Origin of the sequence: Vibrio sp. 5S239, from assembly GCF_041439575.1 — a bacterium.
GTDB classification, from domain to species: domain Bacteria; phylum Pseudomonadota; class Gammaproteobacteria; order Enterobacterales; family Vibrionaceae; genus Vibrio; species Vibrio kanaloae.
In genome coordinates, this window is the sequence record NZ_JBGOOM010000021.1 from 32,702 (window position 1) to 57,163 (window position 24,462).

24 protein-coding genes and 1 pseudogene are annotated in these 24,462 nt (G+C 43.1%); 12 read left to right on the forward strand and 13 right to left on the reverse strand.

Features of this window, described 5'->3' with window-relative positions; genetic code table 11:
- Window positions 1–103: 103 nt before the first annotated feature.
- The 3 genes from ACED48_RS15325 to ACED48_RS15335 form a co-directional block, all read right to left on the reverse strand.
- Window positions 104–2,695, reverse strand: coding sequence for an Ig-like domain-containing protein (locus tag ACED48_RS15325; protein WP_017057128.1), 2,592 nt, complete (start codon window positions 2,693–2,695; stop codon window positions 104–106).
- Window positions 2,696–2,703: 8 nt separating this feature from the next.
- Window positions 2,704–4,272 (reverse strand): hypothetical protein, encoded by a 1,569-nt coding sequence (locus tag ACED48_RS15330; protein ID WP_017057127.1) that lies wholly within the window; start codon window positions 4,270–4,272, stop codon window positions 2,704–2,706.
- Window positions 4,273–4,395: 123 nt separating this feature from the next.
- Window positions 4,396–5,097, reverse strand: a complete 702-nt coding sequence (locus ACED48_RS15335; RefSeq protein WP_139151182.1) for a hypothetical protein — start codon at window positions 5,095–5,097, stop codon at window positions 4,396–4,398.
- 222 nt (window positions 5,098–5,319) lie between these two features.
- On the opposite strand from ACED48_RS15335, the gene ACED48_RS15340 reads away from it, so the two are divergent.
- Both ACED48_RS15340 and ACED48_RS15345 read left to right on the forward strand, forming a co-directional pair.
- Window positions 5,320–5,943 carry an HD-GYP domain-containing protein gene (locus ACED48_RS15340; protein WP_017057125.1) on the forward strand — a complete coding sequence of 208 codons (624 nt, stop codon included), beginning with the start codon at window positions 5,320–5,322 and terminating at the stop codon, window positions 5,941–5,943.
- Window positions 5,944–5,978: 35 nt separating this feature from the next.
- Window positions 5,979–6,209: pseudogene (locus ACED48_RS15345) on the forward strand (isochorismatase); the annotation flags it as partial.
- Between the two features lie 207 nt (window positions 6,210–6,416).
- Here ACED48_RS15345 and proX read toward each other — a convergent pair.
- The 4 genes from proX to ACED48_RS15365 form a co-directional block, all read right to left on the reverse strand.
- Window positions 6,417–7,424 (reverse strand): glycine betaine/L-proline ABC transporter substrate-binding protein ProX, encoded by a 1,008-nt coding sequence (gene proX / locus ACED48_RS15350; RefSeq protein ID WP_017057124.1) that lies wholly within the window; start codon window positions 7,422–7,424, stop codon window positions 6,417–6,419.
- Window positions 7,417–8,520: a glycine betaine/L-proline ABC transporter permease ProW gene (gene proW / locus ACED48_RS15355; protein ID WP_017057123.1), complete on the reverse strand. Its 1,104-nt coding sequence runs from the start codon at window positions 8,518–8,520 to the stop codon at window positions 7,417–7,419. Before proW ends, proX begins: the two co-directional genes overlap by 8 nt.
- Before the next feature lie 3 nt (window positions 8,521–8,523).
- The gene (gene proV / locus ACED48_RS15360) at window positions 8,524–9,711 is read right to left on the reverse strand and encodes a glycine betaine/L-proline ABC transporter ATP-binding protein ProV (protein ID WP_017057122.1); all 1,188 of its coding nucleotides are present in this window, start codon (window positions 9,709–9,711) and stop codon (window positions 8,524–8,526) included.
- Window positions 9,712–10,195: 484 nt separating this feature from the next.
- Window positions 10,196–10,408, reverse strand: coding sequence for a TIGR02450 family Trp-rich protein (locus ACED48_RS15365; protein WP_017057121.1), 213 nt, complete (start codon window positions 10,406–10,408; stop codon window positions 10,196–10,198).
- Window positions 10,409–10,581: 173 nt separating this feature from the next.
- On the opposite strand from ACED48_RS15365, the gene ACED48_RS15370 reads away from it, so the two are divergent.
- Together ACED48_RS15370 and ACED48_RS15375 are read left to right on the forward strand one after the other, a co-directional pair.
- Window positions 10,582–10,860: a nitrogenase-stabilizing/protective protein NifW gene (locus tag ACED48_RS15370; protein WP_017057120.1), complete on the forward strand. Its 279-nt coding sequence runs from the start codon at window positions 10,582–10,584 to the stop codon at window positions 10,858–10,860.
- 134 nt (window positions 10,861–10,994) lie between these two features.
- Window positions 10,995–12,119 (forward strand): M14-type cytosolic carboxypeptidase, encoded by a 1,125-nt coding sequence (locus tag ACED48_RS15375; RefSeq protein ID WP_017057119.1) that lies wholly within the window; start codon window positions 10,995–10,997, stop codon window positions 12,117–12,119.
- A 158-nt stretch (window positions 12,120–12,277) separates the two neighbouring features.
- Here ACED48_RS15375 and ACED48_RS15380 read toward each other — a convergent pair whose 3' ends face one another.
- On the reverse strand, window positions 12,278–12,634 hold the full coding sequence (locus tag ACED48_RS15380) for a hypothetical protein (protein WP_017057118.1): 357 nt from the start codon (window positions 12,632–12,634) through the stop codon (window positions 12,278–12,280).
- A gap of 313 nt (window positions 12,635–12,947) precedes the next feature.
- Between ACED48_RS15380 and ACED48_RS15385 the strand changes: the two genes are divergently transcribed.
- From ACED48_RS15385 to ACED48_RS15395, 3 genes are all read left to right on the forward strand, one after another.
- Complete coding sequence (locus ACED48_RS15385; RefSeq protein ID WP_017057117.1) at window positions 12,948–14,186, forward strand: DEAD/DEAH box helicase; 1,239 nt, start codon at window positions 12,948–12,950, stop codon at window positions 14,184–14,186.
- 232 nt (window positions 14,187–14,418) lie between these two features.
- Window positions 14,419–14,640 carry a hypothetical protein gene (locus ACED48_RS15390; RefSeq protein WP_017057116.1) on the forward strand — a complete coding sequence of 74 codons (222 nt, stop codon included), beginning with the start codon at window positions 14,419–14,421 and terminating at the stop codon, window positions 14,638–14,640.
- 127 nt (window positions 14,641–14,767) lie between these two features.
- A complete protein-coding gene (locus tag ACED48_RS15395) occupies window positions 14,768–15,070 on the forward strand; it encodes a thiamine-binding protein (protein ID WP_017057115.1) in 303 nt (100 codons plus the stop codon).
- 57 nt (window positions 15,071–15,127) lie between these two features.
- Here the strand turns inward: ACED48_RS15395 and ACED48_RS15400 are convergent, their stop codons facing one another.
- Together ACED48_RS15400 and ACED48_RS15405 are read right to left on the reverse strand one after the other, a co-directional pair.
- Complete coding sequence (locus tag ACED48_RS15400) at window positions 15,128–15,295, reverse strand: hypothetical protein (protein WP_017057114.1); 168 nt, start codon at window positions 15,293–15,295, stop codon at window positions 15,128–15,130.
- A 109-nt stretch (window positions 15,296–15,404) separates the two neighbouring features.
- The gene (locus tag ACED48_RS15405) at window positions 15,405–15,668 is read right to left on the reverse strand and encodes a DUF1289 domain-containing protein (protein ID WP_017057113.1); all 264 of its coding nucleotides are present in this window, start codon (window positions 15,666–15,668) and stop codon (window positions 15,405–15,407) included.
- Between the two features lie 187 nt (window positions 15,669–15,855).
- Here ACED48_RS15405 and ACED48_RS15410 point away from each other — a divergent pair, with 187 nt between their 5' ends.
- The 5 genes from ACED48_RS15410 to ACED48_RS15430 all read left to right on the forward strand — a co-directional run bounded on the left by ACED48_RS15410 (window position 15,856) and on the right by ACED48_RS15430 (window position 20,829).
- Entirely contained in the window at window positions 15,856–16,302 is a 447-nt protein-coding gene (locus tag ACED48_RS15410; RefSeq protein ID WP_017057112.1) for an META domain-containing protein, read from the forward strand.
- 428 nt (window positions 16,303–16,730) lie between these two features.
- Window positions 16,731–17,897, forward strand: coding sequence for an ABC transporter substrate-binding protein (locus ACED48_RS15415; RefSeq protein WP_017057111.1), 1,167 nt, complete (start codon window positions 16,731–16,733; stop codon window positions 17,895–17,897).
- Window positions 17,898–17,902: 5 nt separating this feature from the next.
- Complete coding sequence (locus ACED48_RS15420) at window positions 17,903–19,603, forward strand: ABC transporter permease (RefSeq protein ID WP_017057110.1); 1,701 nt, start codon at window positions 17,903–17,905, stop codon at window positions 19,601–19,603.
- A complete protein-coding gene (locus tag ACED48_RS15425; RefSeq protein WP_017057109.1) occupies window positions 19,569–20,219 on the forward strand; it encodes an ATP-binding cassette domain-containing protein in 651 nt (216 codons plus the stop codon). The genes ACED48_RS15420 and ACED48_RS15425 overlap by 35 nt, the downstream gene beginning before the upstream one ends.
- The gene (locus tag ACED48_RS15430; protein ID WP_017057108.1) at window positions 20,209–20,829 is read left to right on the forward strand and encodes a CDP-alcohol phosphatidyltransferase family protein; all 621 of its coding nucleotides are present in this window, start codon (window positions 20,209–20,211) and stop codon (window positions 20,827–20,829) included. Before ACED48_RS15425 ends, ACED48_RS15430 begins: the two co-directional genes overlap by 11 nt.
- 87 nt (window positions 20,830–20,916) lie before the next feature.
- On the opposite strand, the gene ACED48_RS15435 is transcribed toward ACED48_RS15430, so the two are convergent.
- From ACED48_RS15435 to ACED48_RS15445, 3 genes are all read right to left on the reverse strand, one after another.
- Window positions 20,917–21,870: a class I SAM-dependent methyltransferase gene (locus ACED48_RS15435; protein WP_017057107.1), complete on the reverse strand. Its 954-nt coding sequence runs from the start codon at window positions 21,868–21,870 to the stop codon at window positions 20,917–20,919.
- 8 nt (window positions 21,871–21,878) lie between these two features.
- Entirely contained in the window at window positions 21,879–22,577 is a 699-nt protein-coding gene (locus tag ACED48_RS15440; RefSeq protein WP_017057106.1) for a TIGR01621 family pseudouridine synthase, read from the reverse strand.
- 274 nt (window positions 22,578–22,851) lie between these two features.
- On the reverse strand, window positions 22,852–24,285 hold the full coding sequence (locus ACED48_RS15445; protein ID WP_077680592.1) for a sodium-dependent transporter: 1,434 nt from the start codon (window positions 24,283–24,285) through the stop codon (window positions 22,852–22,854).
- Window positions 24,286–24,462: the final 177 nt, after the last annotated feature.

Genomic DNA, 24,462 nt, shown 5'->3' on the forward strand with positions numbered 1-24,462 from the left:
GCTCTACAAAATTTTTAAGCATTTATAAATGGAATAGAAATTACTTTCAACTAACTGATAGCACTTTGTGATATTATTCAAAGTGCTATTAGACTAAATTATTTTAATTAATCGTAGATAATTCACAAATAGGTACCCCATGCTCGTTGGTCTGATTAGGTTTTAATGTAAGATAAGTATCATACATAGTACTATCATAGATTCCTGATGAAGTTACCCAAGCGGTTACTTGCTCAATCGAACCGAATGTACCGTCAATAATATAGTAATCATCTTCTACACTATTATCTAATTTTGCGCCGAACGCATTACAGAATAAACTCGAATCACTCTCCCCAACATAGGGGTTTTTGGATTGAGCCCCATAAGTGTAAACTAACTCACCGATAGAGCTGTTAACAACTTCGACTTCGTACCCGATACAAACTGTATTACCTGATCTATTTGAGATTGCCGTTTTATAGCACCAATCACCGGCAATAACACTTCCCTCAACGAAGGCACTATATAAAAACCCATTTAGGTCAAGCTCTGATGATAGAATTGACGTTCCGGGATTCTGCCCTGTAGCAACCGCTTGTTCTCCTTGATATTCGATAGATATAACAGATGAGTTTGATGTCAAAAAAGCAGCTCCGCCATCTAAAACGTTCCATGTAACACCGTTATCTACGGAATATATAATATTAATCTCTTGCTTTTCGCCAACTTGCATAACCCAACCACCAGAGATTTCAGTTAAAGGAATCACACTTATTTGAGTATAACTGTCTGTATACCCTTTAAATGAAGCTGTAATGGTAACTTCCCCCTCGGCTAAAATATGCACAGTATTTTGCACTATTTCAGCGATACTGTTATCACTTGAACTATATTCAACAAAATCATTGTTAACGAAAGACTCTTCTCCCTCTAGATTAACGCTCACCACATTTAGCTCTACTATGTGACCAGGAATTTTGGTTGTAGACTCCAAGACCGTTTTATCTGCTATACGAATGCCGGTTATCTCAGCGCTTTTGTAAACGACACTGTCAACCGAGTGTGAACTGGTATATGCGGAGATAACTTCATTGACCAACGCATTGTCGACGTATGTATCTTGTACCTCACCAGAAGTATCAGCAATTAGCTCAATTTCACTTGCTCCGTTTGAGAAAACGCCATATTGATTTTCGGAAATCATCTTAACATCTTGATAAGGGGCAATATCGCCATCAGGATCGACCACCACACCTACAACGTCAGATTTAGCACCAATTATGTCGTTGAGTGTAAGTTCTGTATTGAAGTCGTTGATCACCTCGCTATCTAAAAGCACGCACGTTACAAAAGCTGATTGAGACTCTTTCTCCAATTCATTCATAGAACCAGTAGTAGCGTGAAAGCCTCTACCAGTGCTAGCTGATAACATATCGGCACTCCAATACTCCGACCCTGCTGGCCAATTTTGAGAATGAAAAAGGTTTCCATAACTATTCAGTAACAACTCCCACTCACGTGTAATAGGCAAACGCCCATTTCTAGAGGCACAATAGTTTTGTGCTTGTTCAAGATTCATTGTGACAACTTCTGAGTACTTGGGACCTGTAAGACCGTCTTGCGCTTGGTAAGTTGTGTAAGCAGTATTTGTATAATCAGCTAACACCTTACTTGCAGGCGACGTAAAAGTAATATCAGTACCTATCGTTGGATCGTAGATCGTAATATCCTCCCAATCTTGAACCAGACTAAAATCAGGCTCTACTTCGATATAGACTTGCCCAACCGCATAGCCACCGCGTCCGTCTGTTACCGTATAAGCGACTTCATGTGGCCCCGCTTCTGGTGACTGAAACGTAAAAGTATGCTCTGTTGTTGAGGTGATTTCCGTTTCTGCGTTGTAAGCACGTACAGAATCTAAGATCACGCTGTCTTCAACGTCCGATACATAGTCAGTTAAATCGATTTCAACCGACATATCTTTGGCAAGTTTGCCTTCTCGAATATAGTCAGTTGCGACCGGGGGCGTATTTCCAGTATCAGAAACCGCTACGTCAATGTTTCCAAGCTTAGTTGAAACTCCATCACTCATTGAATACATAATTCGTGTTACGCCAATGTTTGTCGGAGTATATGTGACCGAATTATTGAACGAATCGACCTCTACAGAACCTGCCCCTAATAAGGTAACCTCTTCCGACAACACATATATCGAGGTGTCTAAATCACTTTCTAGCTCTACGGACAAATCAATAGTCACTGGCGATTCAATGTTGGTCGTTGCTGACAAATTCGGCAATGTATTGTCTTCAGCTGTTTCTGAAACAGACACTCTTGCTAAAGATGAAGCTTGCGCAATGTACTGACTTTGTTCAACGGACTCGACTGTATATTCAAATTGGCACTCACCTACTTGCTCCGACAAGATCGAAAACGTCATACCTTCTAATGAGGTTACCTTGCAAGTTGGCTGATTGTTGACTTCTTTCACTGAAGTCAAACTTAAATCAACATCAGAATCAGCTTGGACAATGACTTGAGATTGAACATCGACAAGCGCTTTTGACTGAACCACAACAGCTTCAATGGATATCTCTGATGGCATGGATGGCTGAACAGTCTGAGAACTCACATCAGAATCACCAGAACCTCCACCACAAGCTGTCAGCGCAGAAATACCTAGGGCTATCACACCTAAATTTAATACTTTCATAGTCATTCCTAATACGCAGCCATATCTAATTCAGTTATTCGATAATTCTTAGACGAATCGGCGTTTTTACCTCCGATCGACAACCAATATGGTTCAGAAAGATCAACATCACTTGTGATATCGAAATAGCCAGATGATTTCTCTGGCCTTTGGTCTGTAAGCGACGTGTAAACATAAACTCGTTGTCCCCGTTTATCGAACCAATAGAAACGATCTGAATCACGCAAGTTCATGTTTTGCGAGCTCGAAACCACCCCCCCTTCAAATAAGGATACGGGCATCGAGCCATATAAATTCACATTCAAGCCAAATGCAGATGGCTCATTTTCAGGGTAAGGCCTTGTATTGCCAGTTTTAATTATCCCATCTTGCTCCCATGTAGACTGATCAATTCCAAGCTGATGAATTAAAACTGCAAACTCACCTTTTGACGAACTACTATCGCTTTGAATACGGAACCTTATCGTGAAATTTTCTCCTAAAAAAGGCAGTTTATGTATATGGAACAGCTTGCTATTACTGACATTTGGCATCAACATAAGTCCATCAGCATCGGGGGTATATATTTCTCGATTCCAATATTCATCACTGCTCCAAAGGGACGGGTTTGTCACATCTATTGCCAAAGCATCATCCACTGGAACAAAAGGCAGTAAGTAATCTTGCGAGCTCACTCTAGTCGCAACCACTTCGTCACTAAACGAAATATCAAAATATGCTTCCTCTAACAAACCAGCATCATTAACAGTCGCTACAGTAACCGGCTCGCGATTTAAAAAGACACCACGCTCATTCATAGACTCCAATTCAACGTCCGCAAAAGGCGCTGCATTACCATCAGGGTCGCGAATTTGAACTTCATATTCATATCGGTTTGATACTCGCTCTTTCACTGAAACATCGGCAGAAAAATCCCTAACATTCGAATTACTTAAATCAACACACGTTGTGTACATACCAACGATCTTTGATTGATTGCCGATAGCCCCGTCATTCAAATGAATAGTGGCAGCGTTTGTTTCGCTGACATTTTCCGCAGTCCAATACTTCTTACTTGTTGGCCAATTGTGGTTGGTGAATGCACTGGTTTCGTTAGTAATGAGCGTTTCAAGCTCTCGCTGTAGAGGCAAACGACCACCTCGAACTTTACAGTACTGCCGAGCTTGGCTAAGTGTTTGAGTGACGACTTCTGTGTCTTCCAAACCTTGTGTGCCGTTTTCGATATATGTGCCTGTGTAAGAAGCATTAATGTAATCGGCATACACTTTGGTCATTGGAGCGAAAAAACGAATGTCTGAGCTGATAACAGGATCATGAGTGACAATATCTTCCCAATCCTGAATCAAAGAGAAATCCGGTTCGACTTCTATACGCGCTACGCCAGTCGTATAGCCCCCCATGTGATCGCTTACTGTGTATGCCACATCGTGTGGACCAGGTTGGGTAGACGAAAATTCAAACTTTGTATTGGTGACATCGGCAGGATCGTAAAGTGATGTTGTCGAGTTGAAGTCCTGTACACCAACAAGTTGTACGTCATCTAGGTCTACGTCTGATATATGCTCTTTCACATCCACGACAACACTCTCACCCACTTGCGCGAGAGCATCGTGAGCAAAATCTGTTACATCAGGTGCTGTATTATAGGTCTCTTCTGAAGTCGCAATTGACAGCGAACCTTGTTGAATCGACTCACCGTTTTAGTAGTTGTAATAGACCTCAGTTTGACCTTTGGCTGTTGGCGTAAATTCAATTCGATGTTCGCCAGAGACACGGGCTGTACCTGAACCAAGGCTAACAACACTATCTTGCAAAACAAAGTCATCACCGGGTAACGATGAACCAAGTTCATTTTCAAGATCAATAATAACCACCTGTGATTCGATGGTTGATGTGGTGATGCGTGGAAGTGTTTTCGATGCGTAGGTCTGCCCCATCGCAACACGAGCATACGAGGTTGCCATTGAAGTGCCGGTTTCAGTTGCTACTTCATACTCAAACAAACAGTCGTTAACGTCAGACGAATAGACCTTAAAGCTACTTTCACTAATACCTTGAACTTGGCAAGTGTCATCAGACAAAGCGCGAACATTTGTGACAACAAAATCTTGGTTATTCGATGTGTGAACATGCTCTGTAAGGTCAATAGTGAAGCTTTTATCTACTAATGAGTTATCTTGAATATCTTGCGCACTAATAGAGGCTGATCCTACTGGAGATACAACGATATCTTGCTCTCCGCCGGAGTTTGACTCACCACCACAACCTACTAGCAATACCGCTAAACTGACTGAAGTAAAAACATTTAGTGTCGAATTCCGTTTCAACAAATCACTGTTGAATAGATACATTAAAAGCACTCTGATTAATGAAGTAGAGCTGTATTGTGGACTTTGTCTCACTTCGACTCCATTAAATAGCTATGATTCATTATTAAAAATTAAACCATTGAAAATTAAAGCTATTAATTAAAAATTCATTCCCCTTCAAACATCTAAATTTTTCTAAACCTCGATATTAAATTTGAGAAAGATTGTTTAATAAACATTCAATCACATTAAGTTAACTCCTCCATTCATCGTCTCCATACTGCCGGACTCACTTACATTGATACGGCAAACGTTATGAACCAAACCAAAATTGACCACGTGTACACATTGGCTCTGCAGCACAAGCATTCACTGGATGCTCTCAAGTTATTACAGCCTATGCGCCATCATTCAATGGAAACCTATGAACACACATTACGAGTTTGTTTACTGTCATATTCATTTGGGCAGTACCTAAAGTTTGGTCGTGAACAGTTGGAATTGATTTTCGATTCTGCTCTTGTTCACGATTTAGGAAAACTGGGAACACCGGATGCGGTGCTTCATAAAAATGGCAAGTTAACACCGATAGAACGCCAGCTGATGAACAAGCATGTTGAAGGGACTTACATGATGAGCAAGCAAGCTCCCGAGCTAGAATTCGCTTCGATTTTGGGTTCGTTGCACCATGAACGATGGGATGGAAATGGATACCCATTACGACTGAAAGGCTCAGAAATTCCACTGATTGGGCAAGTTCTTGCAATAGCGGACACATGGGATGCAATGACCTCAACAAGGGCCTATCGAACAGGAATGCCAGCAAAAAAAGCACTTCGTATTCTATTTGATGAGAGATTACAGGGACAATTCAACCCATTTTTGATCGACAAGTTTATCTGCTTTATTGCCAGCACTTCTCGAACGGAAGACGCATAATAAGTCGCAAATAATTAAATGCAAAGAGCTAAGATTTTGAAGATCGTGAAGCTATTCAAGCATTTTGGCAAAACATCATCGACCAAAGCTTCAAAGACGTTGATTACACAGACGTAAAATGGAAAGAGCACCCAGAAGGCAGTTACATTCTTACGGTTAGTTGAACTAAGTGTTTGGTGTTGTGCATCGTGAGCACTGGAGCAATTGAAGCAGATGACTGTGCTCGCTTAGTAAGCGACGACTTCGAAGTTCAAAACGAACGCTAGGGCTATAGTTAAAAGTTGGAAGATCACAATTCAAGAATCAAAACAGAAAACAAAAAGCCAGCAATCCAAATTGGACTACTGGCTTGTAATGCTCACTCTTATCGTCTTTCACTTCATTTGAAGTGTGACTCAGTGATTCTACACAATCACTAAACACACTAGTCATTTCCAATTAAAGTGTCAGTCCGCTCTTGAACAAACATAAATCTACAGTGCTGCTTTCTTCGCTTCTTCAATCCAAGCATCGAATGTATTTTGGTTCGCTTTAATCCAACCATTTACGTGCGCTTCGATATCAGCAGAGCTGTTTTTACCCTTGCTCATCATCATGTTCTGTGCACTTACATCATTGATGTTAAGTTTGATGATTTCGAAAAGCTTAGCCGCAGATGGATTATTTTTAGCAAACTCTTTATTCGCGATAATACGCATTGAGTTCATTTGGAAGCCATAGTTCTTACCGTTAGATAACGTAGTATCAACATCAGAACGATCACCAGGAAGTGAAGAGAATGGAACTTCTAGCCAAACTACATCTTCATTTGGAACCAATACACCACTCACCCAATACGGTGTCCACGTGTAGTATAGAATTGATTCTCCCTTTTGGTAGCGCGAAATGGTATCAGCAATGATGGCTGCGTAGTTACCTTGATTATGAGTAACCGTGTCATCCAGTTTAAATGCTGAAAGTTGGTGCTCAATAACCGTCTCACAGCCCCAACCTGGGTTACAGCCCGTTAGATCAGCTTTACCATCTCCATTTGCATCAAACAGTTTCGCAATTTTTGGATCGGTTAGTTGACCAATATTCGTAATGTTATACTTCTCTGCCGTTTTCTTATCAATCAAGTAGCCCTGAGCTGCACCGCTTACATATTGACCTTCACGATAAAACTTATCATCGCCACCTGCCATTTTGTATTTATCATCATGAAGTGGAAACCAGCCTACTGATAGGAATGTGGCGTCACCTTTTGCGATCGAGGTGTAACCTACGTTGTAGTCCACTTCTTGCGTCGATTTCACGTCATAGCCAAGTTCTTCTAAAGCACGATTAACGATCAAAGTTTGGAATGTTTCTTCCGCTACAGACGATTGAACAGGTTGAACGGAGACACCTTCACCCGGTAAGCTTGCTGCCCACACATTTGTTGATACGGCTAATGTAGAAACGATGCTAACAGCGAATTTGCTCTTCCATGAATTATTCATTAGTGTTTTTCCTTGATTGTAGTTTTGATTGGTTACCGCGATTTAAAGCATTAAGTAAAATGGAAACAGGTCCCATACGGTACCAGCGTAGTTTTGTATCACCTGCATTAGCCCCTAAAACTTGAGTAATTCGATCAAGTAGGATTGCAAGAATAACAATGCCTAGGCCACCGACAGCAGCAAGCCCCATATCTAAACGACCGATACCTCTCAGTACCATTTGGCCTAAGCCGCCTACTGCGATCATTGACGCTATAACAACCATAGACAGAGACAACATAAGTGTTTGGTTTACACCTGCCATTATGGTTGGTAAGGCAAGCGGCAGTTGAATGCGATAAAGCATTTGCTTTTTATTGGCACCGAATGAATGTCCCGCTTCAATCAATTCTTCCGGTACTTGTTGGATACCCAAGATGGTCAAACGTACCACTGGTGGCAGTGCAAATATGATAGTAACCACCACACCCGGAACGTTACCGATACCAAACAACATTACGATAGGTACCAAATAAACAAAGGCCGGAGTAGTTTGCATCGCATCGAGAATTGGACGCACAAATTTAGCGGCAGTATTACTTCGGGCCAACCATATACCCATTGGTAAGCCGATCAATAAACAGAAGAATACCGATGTCATCACCAGTGAAAGAGTGGTCATCGCTTCAGACCAAGCGCCAATCAAGCCAATAAAAGTAAGGGATACTGCAGTCGCAACACCAAGCTTGAGGTTTGAAAACTGCCATGCAACCAAAAACAAAATGATCAGCATGAATGGTGCAGGTGTAGACACAAGTGCCGTTTCAAATGAACTTAAAATGAAATCGATAGGTATACGTACTGCCTGAAATAACGGTCGCCCATGTTCAACTAGCCAATTCAATCCAGATTCAACCCAATTATCAACTGGCAACACTGCTTCCACGAATGGGTTCAGTGGATCAAAAGGTGCAGTCTCTACTGTTTCGCTGCTTAGCCAATCAGCCGATGGTGATGTATCACTTGCTTGACCCCATGGGTCACTTGCAGGTTGAGCTGATGGTTCTGATTTAGTGGATTGTGACCACGGGTCATTATCTATTTGTTCTGACGACATGCTCTACCCCTTATCCAATGTTTGTAGCAGTCGTGATTTAGTTACCACGCCAAAGTAAGTACCGTTATCGTCGACAACAGGAACGGAGTAAGGAACACCGCCAACAAGGCCAAGTACGTCGTTGATTGGTAAATCCGGGTTAAGAGTTAAGCCATCATCTAATTGAGCACTAACTAATGACTTATTTTCTTTGTGCGCTTTACGAAGAGATTCAACAGAAACAATGCCGGAGTAGTGACTGCTCTTCTCAATAACGATGCCGTATTCACGGTCGTTATCCATCAATATCTGTAATGCGGAGGCTGGGCCGTCATGTTCTGACTTCTTAAATACCGCCGCAGGTTTCTTGCGAGCAATATCTTTGACGGTCAATGCACTCGCCACATTAACACCTCGGAAAAAGGCTTCAACATAGTCATTAGCAGGGCTATTTAAGATCTCATCTGGTGTACCAACTTGAACCACCTCACCATTTTGCATAATCGCAATTCGATCCCCGATTCTCATTGCCTCATCAAGATCATGAGAAATAAAAACAATCGTACGCTTGTCGTCATTTTGCAGTCGAATTAACTCGTCTTGCATTTCAGTACGAATCAAAGGGTCGAGTGCAGAAAACGCTTCGTCCATTAATAAAATGTCAGGGTCACAGGCGAGAGCACGAGCCAAACCAACGCGCTGTTTCATCCCACCAGACAATTCATCCGGATAAGATTCTGAATATGGGCCAAGGCCTACTCGTTCTAGTGCTGTAAATGCAGACTGTTTGCGTATATCGGCTTCAACACCTGCGAGCTCAAGGCCAAAAGCTGCGTTCTCGATCACCGTCATATGTGGCATCAAGGCGAAATTTTGGAAAACCATAGAGATGTTATTACGGCGAACTTCGCGGAGTCTATCTTCTGAGATGTGGGCAATATCTTTGCCTCGAAGAAGCACATTGCCCTTGGTAGGTTCAATCAAGCGGTTAAGAAGGCGTACTAGGGTTGATTTGCCAGATCCTGACAGTCCCATTATGACGAAAATTTCACCTTCTTGAATACTCAAAGAAACATCGTTAACACCGATCGTTAGCCCTGTCTCTTCGAAAACTTTGTCTTTATCCGCACCTTCATCAATCATTGAAAAAGCACGATCAGTGTCTTCACCAAACACCTTGTACAGTCCCTTAACTTCCAGTATGGGATCCATGTAATCTAATCCTTTCTTAGTTTTTTTAAGCTTAAAAACGGCTATTTAAGATTAAAAGTAGTTTATTTAAACCCGGAAAACAATTAGCACTCTAAGCAATTGCCTAGTGAGAATCAAGAGATTCTATACTGTAAAAAACCCTACTAAGACTATAATTAGTCATAAAAAAACCGACCGAACACCAACTAAAGACAATATAAAACATTGATATTTATACAAATTAAAAAACAACATAAACCTTAGGAATTTTGTGTCAATTGCTGACAGATTATTGAGTGATTTTTTAACAACTTGAGTGAACAATAGAGTCAACGAACCAATAACAAATAAAATGGTTCGTGTACAAATCATTAGGATACAAACTATTTATCAAAATTTCAGAACAAGAGATTCACTTTGTTCAATGGGTAAATCAAAGGCAGACTCAAACAAGGCCACGGCTCTCCATAAACTGCTAAAACAAGCTTGGAGTAACTGGTAGCCCCTACTTCCAACCTGCAAGCCAATGTTCCTTGTCGGTTAGATCCCTCCAGTTGATGTCTTCCTCTCGTTTCGTCATCACCGCTTCTATCGAACAACGAATGACCTCCCCTTCTTCAAATTCTACTTCTGTGACCATAAAGTGTTTTTCTTTCTTTAATGGGCTAACAGCAGTCCATTTACTGCGGAGCAGTTTCTTTGGGTTAATTCGATTCATGATTCTTTCCTACTCAGTTTATTGATGTTTTATCTATAAGCTTCAAAGAGTTAAAAAGATCATTTTAAGTTGAAAAAGACTACGACTAAAATCCAGATAAGTCATAACTAAAGTCAATAAAACAAGTCGTAGACTCGGTACACTAGCTGCCATCAGTTCAGAGACAAATCCCCATGAACCAAACAGAATTATTCCAACAAAAAATGGCGAGTTTCACCTCGATTGAACAAGCGCTTGATTACTTCGAAATTGGGTTTGATAGCAAGTTCATCGACCAAAATAGAGTCGAGCTTGTGAAACACTTTAATGGTTATCTGATCCTGTCAAAACCCGATGATTGGTTCTCTGGACGAAGAGCGCTAAAAAACGCTTATTGTAAGGTTCAACGCAGCAAGTTAGATCGCCACACACGTTCTGCCTGTCGTGGGTGTACAACTTGTCAGCGTCGATAGATAGGAGTACTGCTCAAAATAGAGAACTAAAAAGTAGATAGTTGAAATAACATCTCATTACGATTTAGTTAGTGGTTTGCTCGAAAAAAAGTGTGCTAGTCTTACGGCAACTCAACTACGAGATAAAAACTACAATGAAAATTTTCAGCAATTTCGAAAGCGGCAACATTCACGTCGTTTCAGCAGATTCACCACAAAACATTCAACTGACTATCCCAGCAGACTACCAAACTGAAATCTCTCAGTGGTTTCACTTCCGCTTAGAAAGTGAAGCTCAACAAGCTCACCACTTTGAAATCGGTCAATTGGCAACATCTGCCTACCCTGAAGGCTGGAAAGATTACGATGTGGTTGCATCGTATGACCGTGAAGAGTGGTTCCGTATCCCATCTCAGTTCGATGGCGAGACATTAAGCTTCGATATCATCCCTGAACACGATTCAATGTACTTCGCGTACTTCGCACCGTATTCATACGATCGTCACCAAGATCTTCTGCACAGTGCTCAAACGCACCCAGCTTGTAAGCTTGAAACTTTGGGCCACACGCTAGACAACAATGACATCACTTTGCTAACCATTGGTGAGCCAAGTGAAGAGAAGAAAAATATCTGGGTTATTGGTCGCCAACACCCGGGCGAGACGATGGCTGAGTGGCTGATCGAAGGTCTGCTGCAACGCCTGCTTGATGAAACAGATACAGTCGGTCGCTCTCTTCTAGACAGCGTTGTGTTCCGCGTTGTACCAAACATGAACCCAGATGGCAGCATCCGCGGTCACCTGCGTACTAACGCTATTGGCGTAAACCTGAACCGCGAATGGCAATCACCTTCTATGGAACGCAGCCCAGAGGTATTCCTTGTTCGCGAGCGTATGCTAGAAACAGGCGTTGACCTATGTCTTGACATTCACGGCGACGAAGCGATTCCATATAACTTTGTCGCGGGTAGCGAAGGCACGCCTTCATACAACGAGCGTATTGCTAAACTAGAGAATCACTTCAAGCAAGCACTACTGACGATCACACCAGAGTTCCAAGATGAATTTGGTTACGATAAAGACGAACCGGGCAAAGCGAATATGACGGTTGGCACAAACTGGATCGGTGAGCAGTTCAAGTGTTTAGCTTACACCGTCGAGATGCCATTTAAAGATCACATCAGTCACGCTGACGAACTTTACGGCTGGTCTCCAGAGCGAAGTGTCGCGTTTGGTCACGACATGCTAGCCGCGGTTTGGGCAACAGTAGACGAGTTATAAGGCGAACTAAGCTCATTAGCTTTACCTGTATCGCCTTTGGTTTATAAGAATCTGGGCTATAGATAGGAAAAAGCCCAGCACTTGTGAAAGTGCTGGGCTTTTTAACCTCTGTTTAGAATGAGCGATTTGCGCCTTAAGGAATCTAACGTCCGTGACTTTTAAGCCACTCTCAGGCTTGCAAAAAATACTGGGTATCTTTGCCTAATATGCCTTTGTTCAGACACCATATCTTTGAAGCTTGGTCCTTGTGATAACTGGACAATCACTTCATCGCCTTCTTGTCTCAGCACTGCACCACTAATATCAATAGTATTGTTATCATGCAGTCTTAAGCTGCCCGCCATAGAGAAACCTCGATAAACAGGGATGATGTTACGCATCATCAGGCGTACACCCTTTTCAGATACTTCACTGACATGAAAAAGCTCATCCTTAATTCGCATCACCGGACGTGCCTTTTGAGGGTACTTTAAGCGGTAATATTTGCGTTTCTGGGTGAATGACTCTTCACGCATTGGTGACTCCCTGTCTCTGTTTATTCGGTCAAGCAATAGACTTTATCTTCAATTGGGTTTTAAATTACACATTCACTCAATTAATAGCTAATTATTATATCGGCCTGAGAATATAATACTTTAGGTATTTGATCCGAGCACTAAGTATGAGCTCAATACTGTACAAAAATCTATACTGAACTGTTAGTTGACTATATTCCTAGAACATTTTTTACTTTGTTTTCGATATGCTTGTCATTATGGTTACAAAACTGATTCTCTAACATTTGCAGCCCTGTTAGACTCCACCTCCCTTTTGATACTTGGTTCATTTATGTCATTTGCTAGCCTAACCCTTAACGCAAAAACCGTCTCCGCGCTCCCATCTCAATTCAATAAGCCAACAGAGATACAACAAGCGGTAATTCCTACAATTATTGCGGGGAAAGACTTACTTGCATTGGCTCAAACGGGCAGCGGTAAAACATTGGCATTCGGCTTACCTTTACTGAATAACATCAACCAAGATGTACATGAACTGCAAACACTGATCATTGTTCCAACCCGTGAACTTGCATCTCAAGTGACCAAATCTTTAGAGCCGATCGCGACAACGCTCAATATCAAATTGGTAACGCTAACGGGCGGCGTGAATACTGATGATCAACAGCAACAATTGTCGACTAAACCACAATTAGCCATCGCCACACCAGGCCGTCTACTTGCTTTAATTAAAAGTGGTGAACTGGATGCAGCCCAGTGTTCATCATTGGTTCTTGATGAAGCCGATCGCCTGATCGACATGGGCTTTTGGCCAGATATTCAAGCGATTACTGCAGCACTACCGAGCAAACGTCAGTCACTGTTGTTCTCTGCGACACTTCCGCCCGAATTAGTAGATCAGGCTGAAGAGCTTCTTTCAAATCCAGTTAAAGTCACGACACACCAAGAAAACAGCGTGGTCGCGGCTATTGAAGAAACCCTGTATTTAGTGAACAAAGGCAGTAAAGCTCAAGCGCTCATCGCCCTACTCAATCAACACACATGGCCGCAAGTATTGGTATTTATTGGCGCAAAAGACAATGCCGATGCATTAACCAAACGATTGAATAAAGCCAAAATCAGAGTGAGTGCGTTACATGGAAATAAGAGCCAAGAAGAACGAGAGCAAGCTTTAGAAAGTTTCAAAAATGGCGAGACTCGTGTGCTTATCGCAACCGACGTGATGGCTCGAGGCATCCATATTGATCAGTTACCTGTCGTAATTAACTTCGAATTACCCTCTCACTCAGCAACTTACGTACACCGCGTTGGTCGCACAGCAAGAGCAGGAAGTACTGGCTGCGCGATCTCTCTGGTTAGCCACAGCGAAACAGACTACCTCAATGCAATTCGCACCCTAACCAATAAGCCGTTGGTGCTGCAACCATTAGAAGGTTTCCCGGTTACCGACAAACCTGCATCTGAAGCGACCGCTCGCAAGCGTCCACCTAAAGATAAAATGGCGAATAGAAGAACAGCCAAAAAGAAGAGCATTAAGCAATTTAAAGGCAAGCCAAGTTCTTCGAAATAAGCAAAGAAAGTCGATTAGCCCAGTTTTTACTGGGCTTTTTTATATGCAACAAAACATAAATTCACACCCAAACACCTCCCTAAAGATGCCAACTTAAATGACACTTTTGTGAATTATGATGCCAACGTATTGATTCTTGGTTGCTCAAAAAAAATACTCTTAAATCACGTTGACGCCCCTATATCTGGCAACTAGATTTTTCTATTAGTGTCTACAACAGGAGGTCATTGAAATGAAACGTGCTAGCTCTACATATCGATTACAACTGATTAAGGAAGTGGCAACCCGCCGAGATCGTCAACGTTCCAATGACCCGATGGCAAACTACATACAAACCCTAATAGATAATAAAGATGATTGTGATACTTCGGTTGAACGCAACCAGAGGTTCAGTGGCAGTCATTTTGATGAGCACATAGGTGGTTGGGTAAGTGACCACTGGGGTAACAAGTAGGACAACGAGAGTAATCCAACCAGCATAACCGCTGTAGAATTCGTCTCCGCATTAACCTATCATCTGCAACAATTCCCTATCCTAGAGTAAGCAGAAAGTGTCTGAGTTAAAAAGAGAAAAAGAAGTAATGGTTGCCTTCCAAGTGATACCTCGCGTTAAAGAAGGTAACAACTTCGAAGTGGTTGATAAAGCCATTGAAGTGGTGAAAGCTGCCGATGTACCTTTCCAAATCGGTGCGATGGAAACCACGATGAAAGGTGAACTCAACCAATTACTCGATATAATTAAACAAGCAGAACAAGCTTGCTACGATGCAGGGGCTGTAGAAGTGATCACGAACATTAAGATTCACAGTAAAACCACCGAGGCCGATGATACATTTTGCACGTACCATCGTGGTGTAACGAAAGCGAATCACATGTTTGTTTAATATCATTTTTGTTTCCGAAAACTGAGCTTTAAGAAAGACTCTGAAAAACCTGTGGTGTTACTGGAAAGGCATGTCTGAGAGGTGAGAAAGGATTTCCATTCGTTCTTCTTCTGACATCGAATGCCAATCACGCGGAGCAACTTCAGGGTCATCTTTTGCCCCGATCGGTTTTCGGTCCAGTGCTTTGACTGGCTCTTTTTTGAGTTTTACGTTCTTTTTATTCATACCGACACCACTCCTTCAGGTACAAAGGTACCTACCTTAATATTACACCCCAACCATTATGTAAAGTAATAGTTACTTCGGAGTTAAATGAAATCTTAATACTTCCTCTTTAGCCAAAAAGATCTCCTTGGGGACTTGTGTTTCCCTCTTCATCGACCTGCTTACCAACCAAGTTTTTTTGCTTCATTATTTTTCGTCTATAGCGCTGGCGACACAGCTTAATCACGTGCAATTGTTCTGACGGAGTCATCGACATCCAATTAAAGCGCTCTTCTCTTTTGCGCATACAACCATTGCAATAGCCTTTATCATCGCTTGAGCAAACCCCAACGCAAGGGCTTGGAACCTGGAAAAACTCTAACTGCTCCACCATGCCTCCTTACACATCAAAATCGAGCTTACTAATTAAAAAATAAGCGATTAATTTGTCGCCCAGCTCGTGAAATTCATACTAAACTATGACCTTATACTGACACATATAGTGTTTTGTAAACTATACTTTGAACCCATCAAGTTACACTTATTCGGTAACTTCGTTCTTTCCTTTGGAGCCTTATAATATGAAGTTTAGTTCAAAAAAATTACTAGCAGTAGCCGCTTTACCTATGATGCTAGCAGCATGCACAACAACAGGTGACAACGCGATGCAAGTAACACCAACCGATCTACAGCACCATAATTGGGAACTTGCGCAAATTGATGGCAAGGACATTGTGAAAAACGAAGACCAAGCAGCTCCTCGTCTAGAGATCGGCGAAAAGATGACGGCAAATGGCATGGCTGGTTGTAACAACTTCTTCGGTCAAGGCGAGCTGAAAGACGGTCAATTCCGTATCAAGCAAATGGGCATGACAATGAAAATGTGTCACGGTTCTGCGATGGAAATCGAACAATCGGTTTCTGCGACTCTAAGCGAGTGGAGCGACGTAACCCTAACAAACGATACGCTAGTACTGAAAAACGATGTACACACGCTAACGTACACAATTCGTGACTGGGTAAACTAATCCATCATCGAAACCAAATATTGATTGAAGGAGCCTGATGGCTCCTTTTTTATTGTCAGCCAGCCCTCACTACTTCTTCAAAATTGACGTTCATCGCCGACTTTTCGTACCAACCTCCAATAAACCTCAAAAATCTCTCATTTAGATGCAATAAATTCAACGGTTCAGCGGTCTGTTGCTAGGATGGCAAAAGCCTAGAGTCTGTCGAGTTTTCGAGGTGATTACAGATCGAACAAAACTCAACCGCGAACTCCCTGCTTGTTCTCAAGTAATTGATTGAATTTACTGTTGAATTAGAATTTATTTCAGAAACAGATAGAATAACTATTAGCGCATGTTGATCTTTCGTTAACCGCGAAAGGTCAATACGCCCTAGGGAGTTTGAAAATACAATGCTCTTGCCCGTTCACTACCAAATGGAAAAGTTTATGAACAAGATAGTAAGTACGTTAGGAATCATGGCAACCGTTGCATACAGCGCAACCATTTATGCTGATGAAGCAACATCCACCGACAGGTGGAACCAAATAGAACAGCAGGCAGAGGGAGAAACTGTCTACTTTCACGCTTGGGGCGGAAGCCAAGAGATCAATCGTTACCTACAATGGGCAGGCAAGAAATTACAAAGTGACTACGGTGTCACGTTAAAGCATGTGAAAGTAACTGATATTGCGGAAACGACCACTCGACTGCTTGCTGAAAAAGCGGCAGGAAAGAACAGTGAAGGCAGCGTCGATATCGTCTGGATCAATGGCGAGAACTTCCGTTCGATGAAAGACAACGCGCTATTGTTTGGGCCATTTACAGAATCACTTCCAAATTGGCAGTATGTCGATAAATCTCTGCCGATTGATGTCGATTTCTCAGAGCCTACGGAAGGCTTAGAAGCACCGTGGGGCGTGGGACAACTGGTGTTCATTCACGACCAAGAGACGCTGCATAATCCACCACAATCATTCTCAGAGATGTTGAGCTACGCTCAGGCTTTCCCGAACCGTTTAAGCTACCCTCGTCCACCAGAATTTCATGGCACGAGCTTCATTAAGTCTCTACTGATTGAACTAACAAACAATAACCCTGCGCTGGCTCAGCCGGTTTCAGAAGGCAACTTCCAAGAAGTGACGGCACCACTGTGGGCATACTTAGATAAATTCCATAAAGTGGCTTGGCGCGGTGGCAAGCAATTCCCAGCAGGCACATCGGAAAGCATCCAACTCCTGGATGATGGTCAGATCGATCTCGCGATTACGTTCAATCCAAACTCTGTTTATTCAGCACAAGCCAGTGGTCGCCTAGCCGAAACCACTAAGGCTTATGCTCTAGAAAGCGGCGCACTATCTAACATTCACTTCCTTGCGATTCCTTGGAATGCCAATGCAACCGCAGGTGCTCAAGTGACCATTAACTTCTTACTGAGCCCAGAAGCACAGTCTCGCAAAGGTGACCTCAATGTTTGGGGTGACCCTTCTGTATTGAGCAGTAAGTACTTAACCGGCAGCGCTAAAAATACTCAGCAATTTAAATCGATTGATGAACCGCATCCTAGTTGGCAAAACGCGCTCGAGAAAGAGTGGCTTAAGCGATACGGTAACTAACCTCCATGCTACGCGCTCTATATTTTGTTGTTATAGCTGTATGTATCATCCCAACCATTCCAGGGGTAGCGGGAGTCGTGGCTTCGTCACTGAGTTTCATCCCGCCCCTTGGTTTAGAGGAGCCGACACTCAACGGCTTTAGCCAAGTCTTTCAATGGGAAGGGGCTTGGCACTCTATTGGCTTAAGCCTAGGTTCAGCAATTGGAAGCAGCTATATCGCCTGCTTCCTGACCTTTTGTATTCTTCAAGCTTCTTGGGGAAACAAGTTTTGGAGAAAGATTGAGTTAATGCTATCGCCAATGCTTGCCATTCCGCATGTGGCTTTCGCTATCGGCTTTGCTTTTTTGTTTAGCCCAACAGGCCTTGGCGCAAGAGCGGTACATCACTTGCTCGGCGAATCGGCTACCAGCTCTGAATTGGCGTTATTGGTGAAAGACCCATACGCGTTCGGCTTAATCATTATGCTCGCACTCAAAGAAGCACCTTTCTTGTTGCTGATGAGCATTTCGATACTTCAGCAAATTGATGTAGAACGTATCACCAAGGTCAGTGCATCTCTGGGTTATAGCCGTGCTCAGATCTGGTGGAAATGTATTTTCCCGCAATGGTTTACTAAGCTTCGCTTCCCGATGCTGGCGGTACTCGCTTACAGTGTCTCGGTTGTCGATATTGCTCTGATCATTGGCCCAACCAACCCGCCGACCTTTGCCGTTTTGGTATGGCAATGGTTCAACGACCCTGATCTTAACCTACTTCCGCGAGCTGCTGCAGGTGCCATCGTTTTGTTTGGTTTAGCTTCGTTGATCATCGCCTTGGCGCGTTTAGTTGAATGGGCAATTCTGAAGTACTTTCGAACTTGGCAATATTCAGGACGAACAGGGGCTAACTTGCCGGGGAAAACCGTATTCACAGTGCTTGCTAGCCTTTCATTGCTGATCATTCCTTTAATGGTAATTTGGAGTGTTGCTCAGCGTTGGCGCTTCCCTGATTTACTGCCGAACCGCTACAGCATGCGTTTCTGGGAGTTCGAATGGGATGGCATCATGAGTACTGTGGGTCAAAGCTTATGGATTGGTCTGATTGCCGCTTCAGTCGCTCTGTTACTTGCGCTGATTGCTCACGAATACAGAATCAAATACAAGTGGCAAGTTCCGGGCTTCATTATCGCTATCCCAATGTTAATACCTCAACTATCGGTATTGTTTGGTATGCAAGTCACGACCCTCTACATCGGCAGTAGTGCCTATGAATTCTGGGTGATTTGGGCGCATGTTTTCTTTGCTTTCCCGTTTGTGTATCTGTCTTTGGACGGCCCGTGGAAAAGCTTCAATGATGGGTTGATTAAAGCCTCGCTGAGCCTAGGTAAATCGCCATTTCAGAGTTGGTATTCGATCAAACTGCCAATTTTGCTTCCTGCTATTGCCTTTGCTTGGGCGGTCGGGATCAGCGTGAGTTTGGCCCAATACCTTCCAACATTAATGCTCGGCGCGGGCCGTATTAGCACGATCACCACAGAAGCCGTTGCCCTTACCAGTGGTTTCGACCGCAGGGTGACAGCAATCTATGCCATTTGGCAGGCCCTATTGCCTCTGTTCTTTTTCTCTTTAGCGATATTAGTCAGCCGACTTCAACTTAGATATCGCCGTCTTACTTTTAAAGGTTTCCTAAGTAATGAGTCTGTACCTCAACGACCTCGCCATCCGTAAAACCGATGGAGATTCGCTGTTCTCAGCGCTAAACGTAACATTAGAATCTGGCCAAATACTGGCTTTGATGGGGCCGAGTGGCTGCGGAAAGTCGACCTTACTGGATGCGATTGCTGGTCACTTAAGTGAAGAATTTTCGTATTCTGGCACCGTTGTGTTGAACGATATTCAGCTAGACGAGATTCCATCACATCAGCGTGAAGTCGGTATTCTGTTTCAAGATGACTTGCTGTTTCCGCACCTCAAAGTATGGGAGAACTTGGCATTTTCGTTATCGAACTCTGTTAAAGGTTCCAGTCGTCAACAACAAGCAATGGCTGCGCTAAAAGACATAGAGCTAACTCACTTGGCAGAGTCTTTTCCGGATCAAATATCTGGTGGTCAACGCGCAAGAATAAGCTTAACTCGTATGTTGTTAGCCAAGCCTAAACTAGCCCTGCTTGACGAACCGTTCAGCAAACTGGACCAAGAGTTAAGAGCACAATTTCGAGATTGGGTGTTTGAACAATTGACCAAAGCGAATATCCCTACATTAATGGTCACGCACGACGAAGCCGATGTACCTCAAGGGGCAGAAGTACTGTCTTGGCCATGGAGAAGTAACCATGCTGGATAAGTACTCCATTAAGGTCATTAAGTGGCCATTAAATCAGTCTGCTAAGTTACTGAACCAATTGGGTATCACGGCCAATCAGACCACGTTATTCGGATTTCTAGTTGGGTGTTTAGCATTTCCAGCGCTAGCATTTCAGCAATACGAGTGGGCGTTAGGCTTCATTGTATTCAACAGAGTGTGTGATGGGCTTGATGGGGCCTTGGCTCGAATCCAAGGCATTAGTGATGCAGGCGGGTTCCTCGATATCAGCCTAGATTTCCTATTCTACTCGCTGATACCTTTTGGATTTGTCATTGCCAACCCAGAGCACAACGCCATTGCCGGCGCATTTTTGATCTTCTCTTTTATCGGCACAGGCAGCAGCTTTTTGGCGTTTGCGGTTATGGCAGGCAAGCGAGGCATAGAAAACCCAGTCTATAAACATAAGTCTCTGTACTACATGTCGGGGTTAACCGAGGGAACAGAAACCATCGCTTGTTTCATTGCTTTCTGTATCTGGCCTCAACACTTTGCAGTTATCGCTTACACCTTTGGTGCAGCATGTTGGCTAACCACGTTCATGCGTATCTATTTTGGTTTCCAGACGCTCAAGACTCAGCAAGAGAGTTAGCAACCTAACGACAAAAACAAGATACAAAAATGCCGCTCAGATGAGCGGCGTTTTTATATTCTAGCTAATACTTAAACCTAATTATAATTAGGCATCTGCAGAAGCGTTAATTTTAAATCTCAGAACCTTCAAGCTTGAATCAAGGTCGACATCGACAAACTCAGGCGGGTTGTCCAGACGCTCAATGAATATAACGCTTGGTGCTTCTTCTGCCATCGTCTCAATCAGGAAGTTTGGTGATACCGCTGGTGAGTTAACACACGCGATCACTTCACCATCTTCTGTTAGAAGTTCAGGCAAACGACGTAAGATCTTTTTGTAATCTTTGGTTAGAGCAAAGCTGCCTTTTTGGAACGAAGGTGGATCTATGATCACTAGCTCGTAAGGGCCGCCCTTCTTGATTTTTCCCCACGACTTAAAGATATCGTAGCCAAGGAAGTTAACCGAGCGCATATCGTGATCATTCAGACGGTGGTTATCGCGGCCTTTGTTTAGTGAGCCACGCGACATATCCACATTCATGCACTGACGAGCGCCACCAGCGATAGCCGCGACAGAGAAACCACAGGTGTATGCGAACAGGTTAAGAACGTTCTTATCCTTGGCATGATCTTGTACCCATTGACGACCATTGCGCATGTCTAGGAACAAACCGAAGTTCTGATTACGGCCAATATCTAATTGGTACTTAAGACCGTGCTCAACCACAACCGGAGAATCATTCAACTCGCCCCATAGAACCTCTGAAGGCGCGCCATCGGCATAACGGTGTTGCAGAACAATGCTTGTGCCCTGCTTTGATTGCCAGATATCTTTGTTGGTGAGTTCAACCAATCCAGCTTTGAGAGATGACAAGAATTCATCGTCTACTTCTTTAAACACGTTAACCAGTAGTTGTCCATCAACCCAGTCACATGTCAGTTGCTCTAGACCAGGCCAAAACTTACCGCGGCCGTGGAAAATACGGCGTAGTTCGTTTGGTACTTCATTAAGTTGCTGTTCAATATGACTAAAAAACAGAGGTAAAGCTGATGCTTCCATTATTTCACTCACTTAGTGTTTAGCTTTGGCCAAGTTAATGACCAAGGTTCAAGCCAGTTGTCTAAACCGTTCGACACGGTTTCCTGATGCCACTTCTCACCCAAGGAGTTTAGGCTTCTTGGATCGCAAACATATTCGTAGGCCTGTGATTGATAGGTAAATCGAATCGCGAAGGCATGCAGATAACCTCTGTCAGCCTCACTCGACGGATTATAAATAGGGTCGCCAACAATGGCTGAGCCGATCGATTTCATCGCGACACGGATCTGATGAGTTCGCCCCGTATAGGGTTTACATAAAAGCAGACGTTCACCGGGTTCAGCCGTTGCTGATAAAAACTGAGTAATCGCCGGATTCTCTTTGGATGTCAGAAGTTTCCAACTTGAGCGTCTTGATCGCTCCATATCTCCAGAAATCAAACCCTGCTTTTTCTTTGGCTTCTTAGAACCAATCGCAAGGTAATATTTCTCTACTTCACGCTTTGCAAATAGCTGTGAAAGCTCGCTCGCCGCCAACGCATTTTTTGCTAGCAGTAGAATGCCCGAGGTCATTTTATCTAGTCGATGAACGAGATACAGCTTAGGCTCATTAATTGCCTTAGCAACTTCTTGAAGCAACATGGTATCGCCATCGTCTTTGTGGACGCTGACTCCAGGATGCTTATTGATAAGTAAAAAATCAGAGTGGTTCAGAAGAATATCGAACATGTAAAGGCTAGCTCCATTGTAGAGCGTGGAGTATACCGTGTCTGAACCCAGAATCCAGCTACGAAAAAGTCCAACGAACTCAATAAACTTTCTTTCTCACGAACAATTTCACACTAAACTTACCTAAATCAAAATGCTGATCAACTAATCGTTAATGGTATTTATACTAAGTACCAAGAGGGTAACTTTAGTTATTGTTATTAACGAATAGAGTCGTAAGCATAAAAAAACGGGAGCCTCAAGCTCCCGTTTATCCATTGACTTTAGCTTGCGATTAGAATTTTTTAGAAATTACCGCAGAGCCAGCAATGATACCAATACCTAGTAGCATAATTGCCCCTTTACCGCTGTCGAAGCCAGAAGAGATACCCATAAACGCTACGATAGCGATAGCTACTGGGATGATGTACTTAACTAGCGTGTACCACAGACCGAACAATGGGAAAGAAACTTCACCGTCGTTAGTGATTTCTTTCTCTAGGTCAGCACGATTTAGTCTCCAACCAGCAAAGATACATACCAACATACCGCCAACTGCCAGGAAGATCTTGTCAGTCAATAGGTCAAAGATATCGAATGCACCAGTATCAAACAGTGTTGGACCGAAGCCACCAAGTGATAAAGAAGCAAAGATACATAGAATAGCCATCACTGAACTTGCAGTCAGTACTGCTGTTACACGCTTCATGCCTTTTTCATCAATTAGGTAAGAAACCACAACTTCAAGTAGAGATACTGAAGAAGTCAGTGCCGCAACACTCAGACCAACGAAGAACATAAGAGCAAATAGAAGACCAACTACGCCGCCCATTTCAGCAAATAGCTGAGGAACAACCACGAATACTAGACCCGGACCAGCTGCAGGTTCCATACCGAATGCGAACATTGCAGGGAACATTGCAACACCAGCTAGGATAGCAACACCTGTATCCATTGCCGTAACCATAGCCGTAGTTTGAACTAGGTTCTCTTTCTTCTTAAGGTAAGAGCCGTAAGTCAACATACAACCCATACCAAGACTTAGTGAGAAGAATGCTTGACCTAGCGCTGCTAGAATTACACCGCTGTCTACTTTAGAGAAGTCAGGGCTGAATAGGAATTCAAGACCAGCCATCGCGCCCGGAAGCATGATACCTTTAATTGATACCACGATAAGGATGATGAAAAGAATTGGCATCAATATCTTACCCGCCTTCTCAATACCACCAGAGATACCTTTAATAACGATAACAACGTTAAGCAATAGATACAGGCCCATCCACATTAATGGTTGAACTGGGTTTGAGATAAAGCCGCCGAAGCTATCACCAATGGCTTCTGGTGCTTCAAGAAGACCACCAGCAATTTTACCAATGTATGCGATTGACCAACCACCTACAACTGGGTAAAAGCCCATGATCAATAGGCCGCTAAACACACCGATTACGCCGGCGAACGTCCAACGACGGTCTGTTGTTTTAAATGCACCTACTGCTGATCTTTGCGTATGACGGCCAATCGCAAATTCAGTCAACATGACACTGAAACCGATAAAGATGACAAAAAACAGGTAGATTGCAACGAATGCACCGCCGCCGCTTTCGCCTGCTGTGTAAGGGAATTTCCAAATGTTACCTAAGCCAACAGCAGAACCTGCTGCAGCCATTACGAATCCTAACTTCGAACCCCAGGTATCGCGAGGTGTTGTGGTTGTATTACTCGTAGCCACGTGTACTCCAAACTTTTGTGTTATGTGATGTTGTGTTTTGCTTTGGGTGGCGTCTTTAAAAGATAAGGTGTATAAATAAATTTACACAACTAAAAGATTTGATTGACGCTCGTTATATAGCAAGTAAACCAGTTTAAAAATAAAATTGGAAGCGCGAACCGTACATATTTCGTTACC

Excerpts from the sequence above, each read along its gene's own strand:
- ACED48_RS15375 (WP_017057119.1), top strand. The coding sequence starts at position 10,995 with ATGAAAATTTTCAGCAATTTCGAAAGCGGCAACATTCACGTCGTTTCA.
- ACED48_RS15415 (WP_017057111.1), top strand. The coding sequence starts at position 16,731 with ATGAACAAGATAGTAAGTACGTTAGGAATCATGGCAACCGTTGCATAC.
- ACED48_RS15385 (WP_017057117.1), top strand. The coding sequence starts at position 12,948 with ATGTCATTTGCTAGCCTAACCCTTAACGCAAAAACCGTCTCCGCGCTC.
- ACED48_RS15425 (WP_017057109.1), top strand. The coding sequence starts at position 19,569 with ATGAGTCTGTACCTCAACGACCTCGCCATCCGTAAAACCGATGGAGAT.
- ACED48_RS15365 (WP_017057121.1), bottom strand. The coding sequence starts at position 10,408 with ATGAATCGAATTAACCCAAAGAAACTGCTCCGCAGTAAATGGACTGCT.
- proV (WP_017057122.1), bottom strand. The coding sequence starts at position 9,711 with ATGGATCCCATACTGGAAGTTAAGGGACTGTACAAGGTGTTTGGTGAA.
- proX (WP_017057124.1), bottom strand. The coding sequence starts at position 7,424 with ATGAATAATTCATGGAAGAGCAAATTCGCTGTTAGCATCGTTTCTACA.
- ACED48_RS15380 (WP_017057118.1), bottom strand. The coding sequence starts at position 12,634 with ATGCGTGAAGAGTCATTCACCCAGAAACGCAAATATTACCGCTTAAAG.
- ACED48_RS15420 (WP_017057110.1), top strand. The coding sequence starts at position 17,903 with ATGCTACGCGCTCTATATTTTGTTGTTATAGCTGTATGTATCATCCCA.
- proW (WP_017057123.1), bottom strand. The coding sequence starts at position 8,520 with ATGTCGTCAGAACAAATAGATAATGACCCGTGGTCACAATCCACTAAA.
- ACED48_RS15435 (WP_017057107.1), bottom strand. The coding sequence starts at position 21,870 with ATGGAAGCATCAGCTTTACCTCTGTTTTTTAGTCATATTGAACAGCAA.
- ACED48_RS15405 (WP_017057113.1), bottom strand. The coding sequence starts at position 15,668 with ATGGTGGAGCAGTTAGAGTTTTTCCAGGTTCCAAGCCCTTGCGTTGGG.
- ACED48_RS15340 (WP_017057125.1), top strand. The coding sequence starts at position 5,320 with ATGAACCAAACCAAAATTGACCACGTGTACACATTGGCTCTGCAGCAC.
- ACED48_RS15325 (WP_017057128.1), bottom strand. The coding sequence starts at position 2,695 with ATGAAAGTATTAAATTTAGGTGTGATAGCCCTAGGTATTTCTGCGCTG.
- ACED48_RS15400 (WP_017057114.1), bottom strand. The coding sequence starts at position 15,295 with ATGAATAAAAAGAACGTAAAACTCAAAAAAGAGCCAGTCAAAGCACTG.
- ACED48_RS15410 (WP_017057112.1), top strand. The coding sequence starts at position 15,856 with ATGAAGTTTAGTTCAAAAAAATTACTAGCAGTAGCCGCTTTACCTATG.
- ACED48_RS15440 (WP_017057106.1), bottom strand. The coding sequence starts at position 22,577 with ATGTTCGATATTCTTCTGAACCACTCTGATTTTTTACTTATCAATAAG.
- ACED48_RS15390 (WP_017057116.1), top strand. The coding sequence starts at position 14,419 with ATGAAACGTGCTAGCTCTACATATCGATTACAACTGATTAAGGAAGTG.
- ACED48_RS15395 (WP_017057115.1), top strand. The coding sequence starts at position 14,768 with ATGGTTGCCTTCCAAGTGATACCTCGCGTTAAAGAAGGTAACAACTTC.
- ACED48_RS15370 (WP_017057120.1), top strand. The coding sequence starts at position 10,582 with ATGAACCAAACAGAATTATTCCAACAAAAAATGGCGAGTTTCACCTCG.
- ACED48_RS15430 (WP_017057108.1), top strand. The coding sequence starts at position 20,209 with ATGCTGGATAAGTACTCCATTAAGGTCATTAAGTGGCCATTAAATCAG.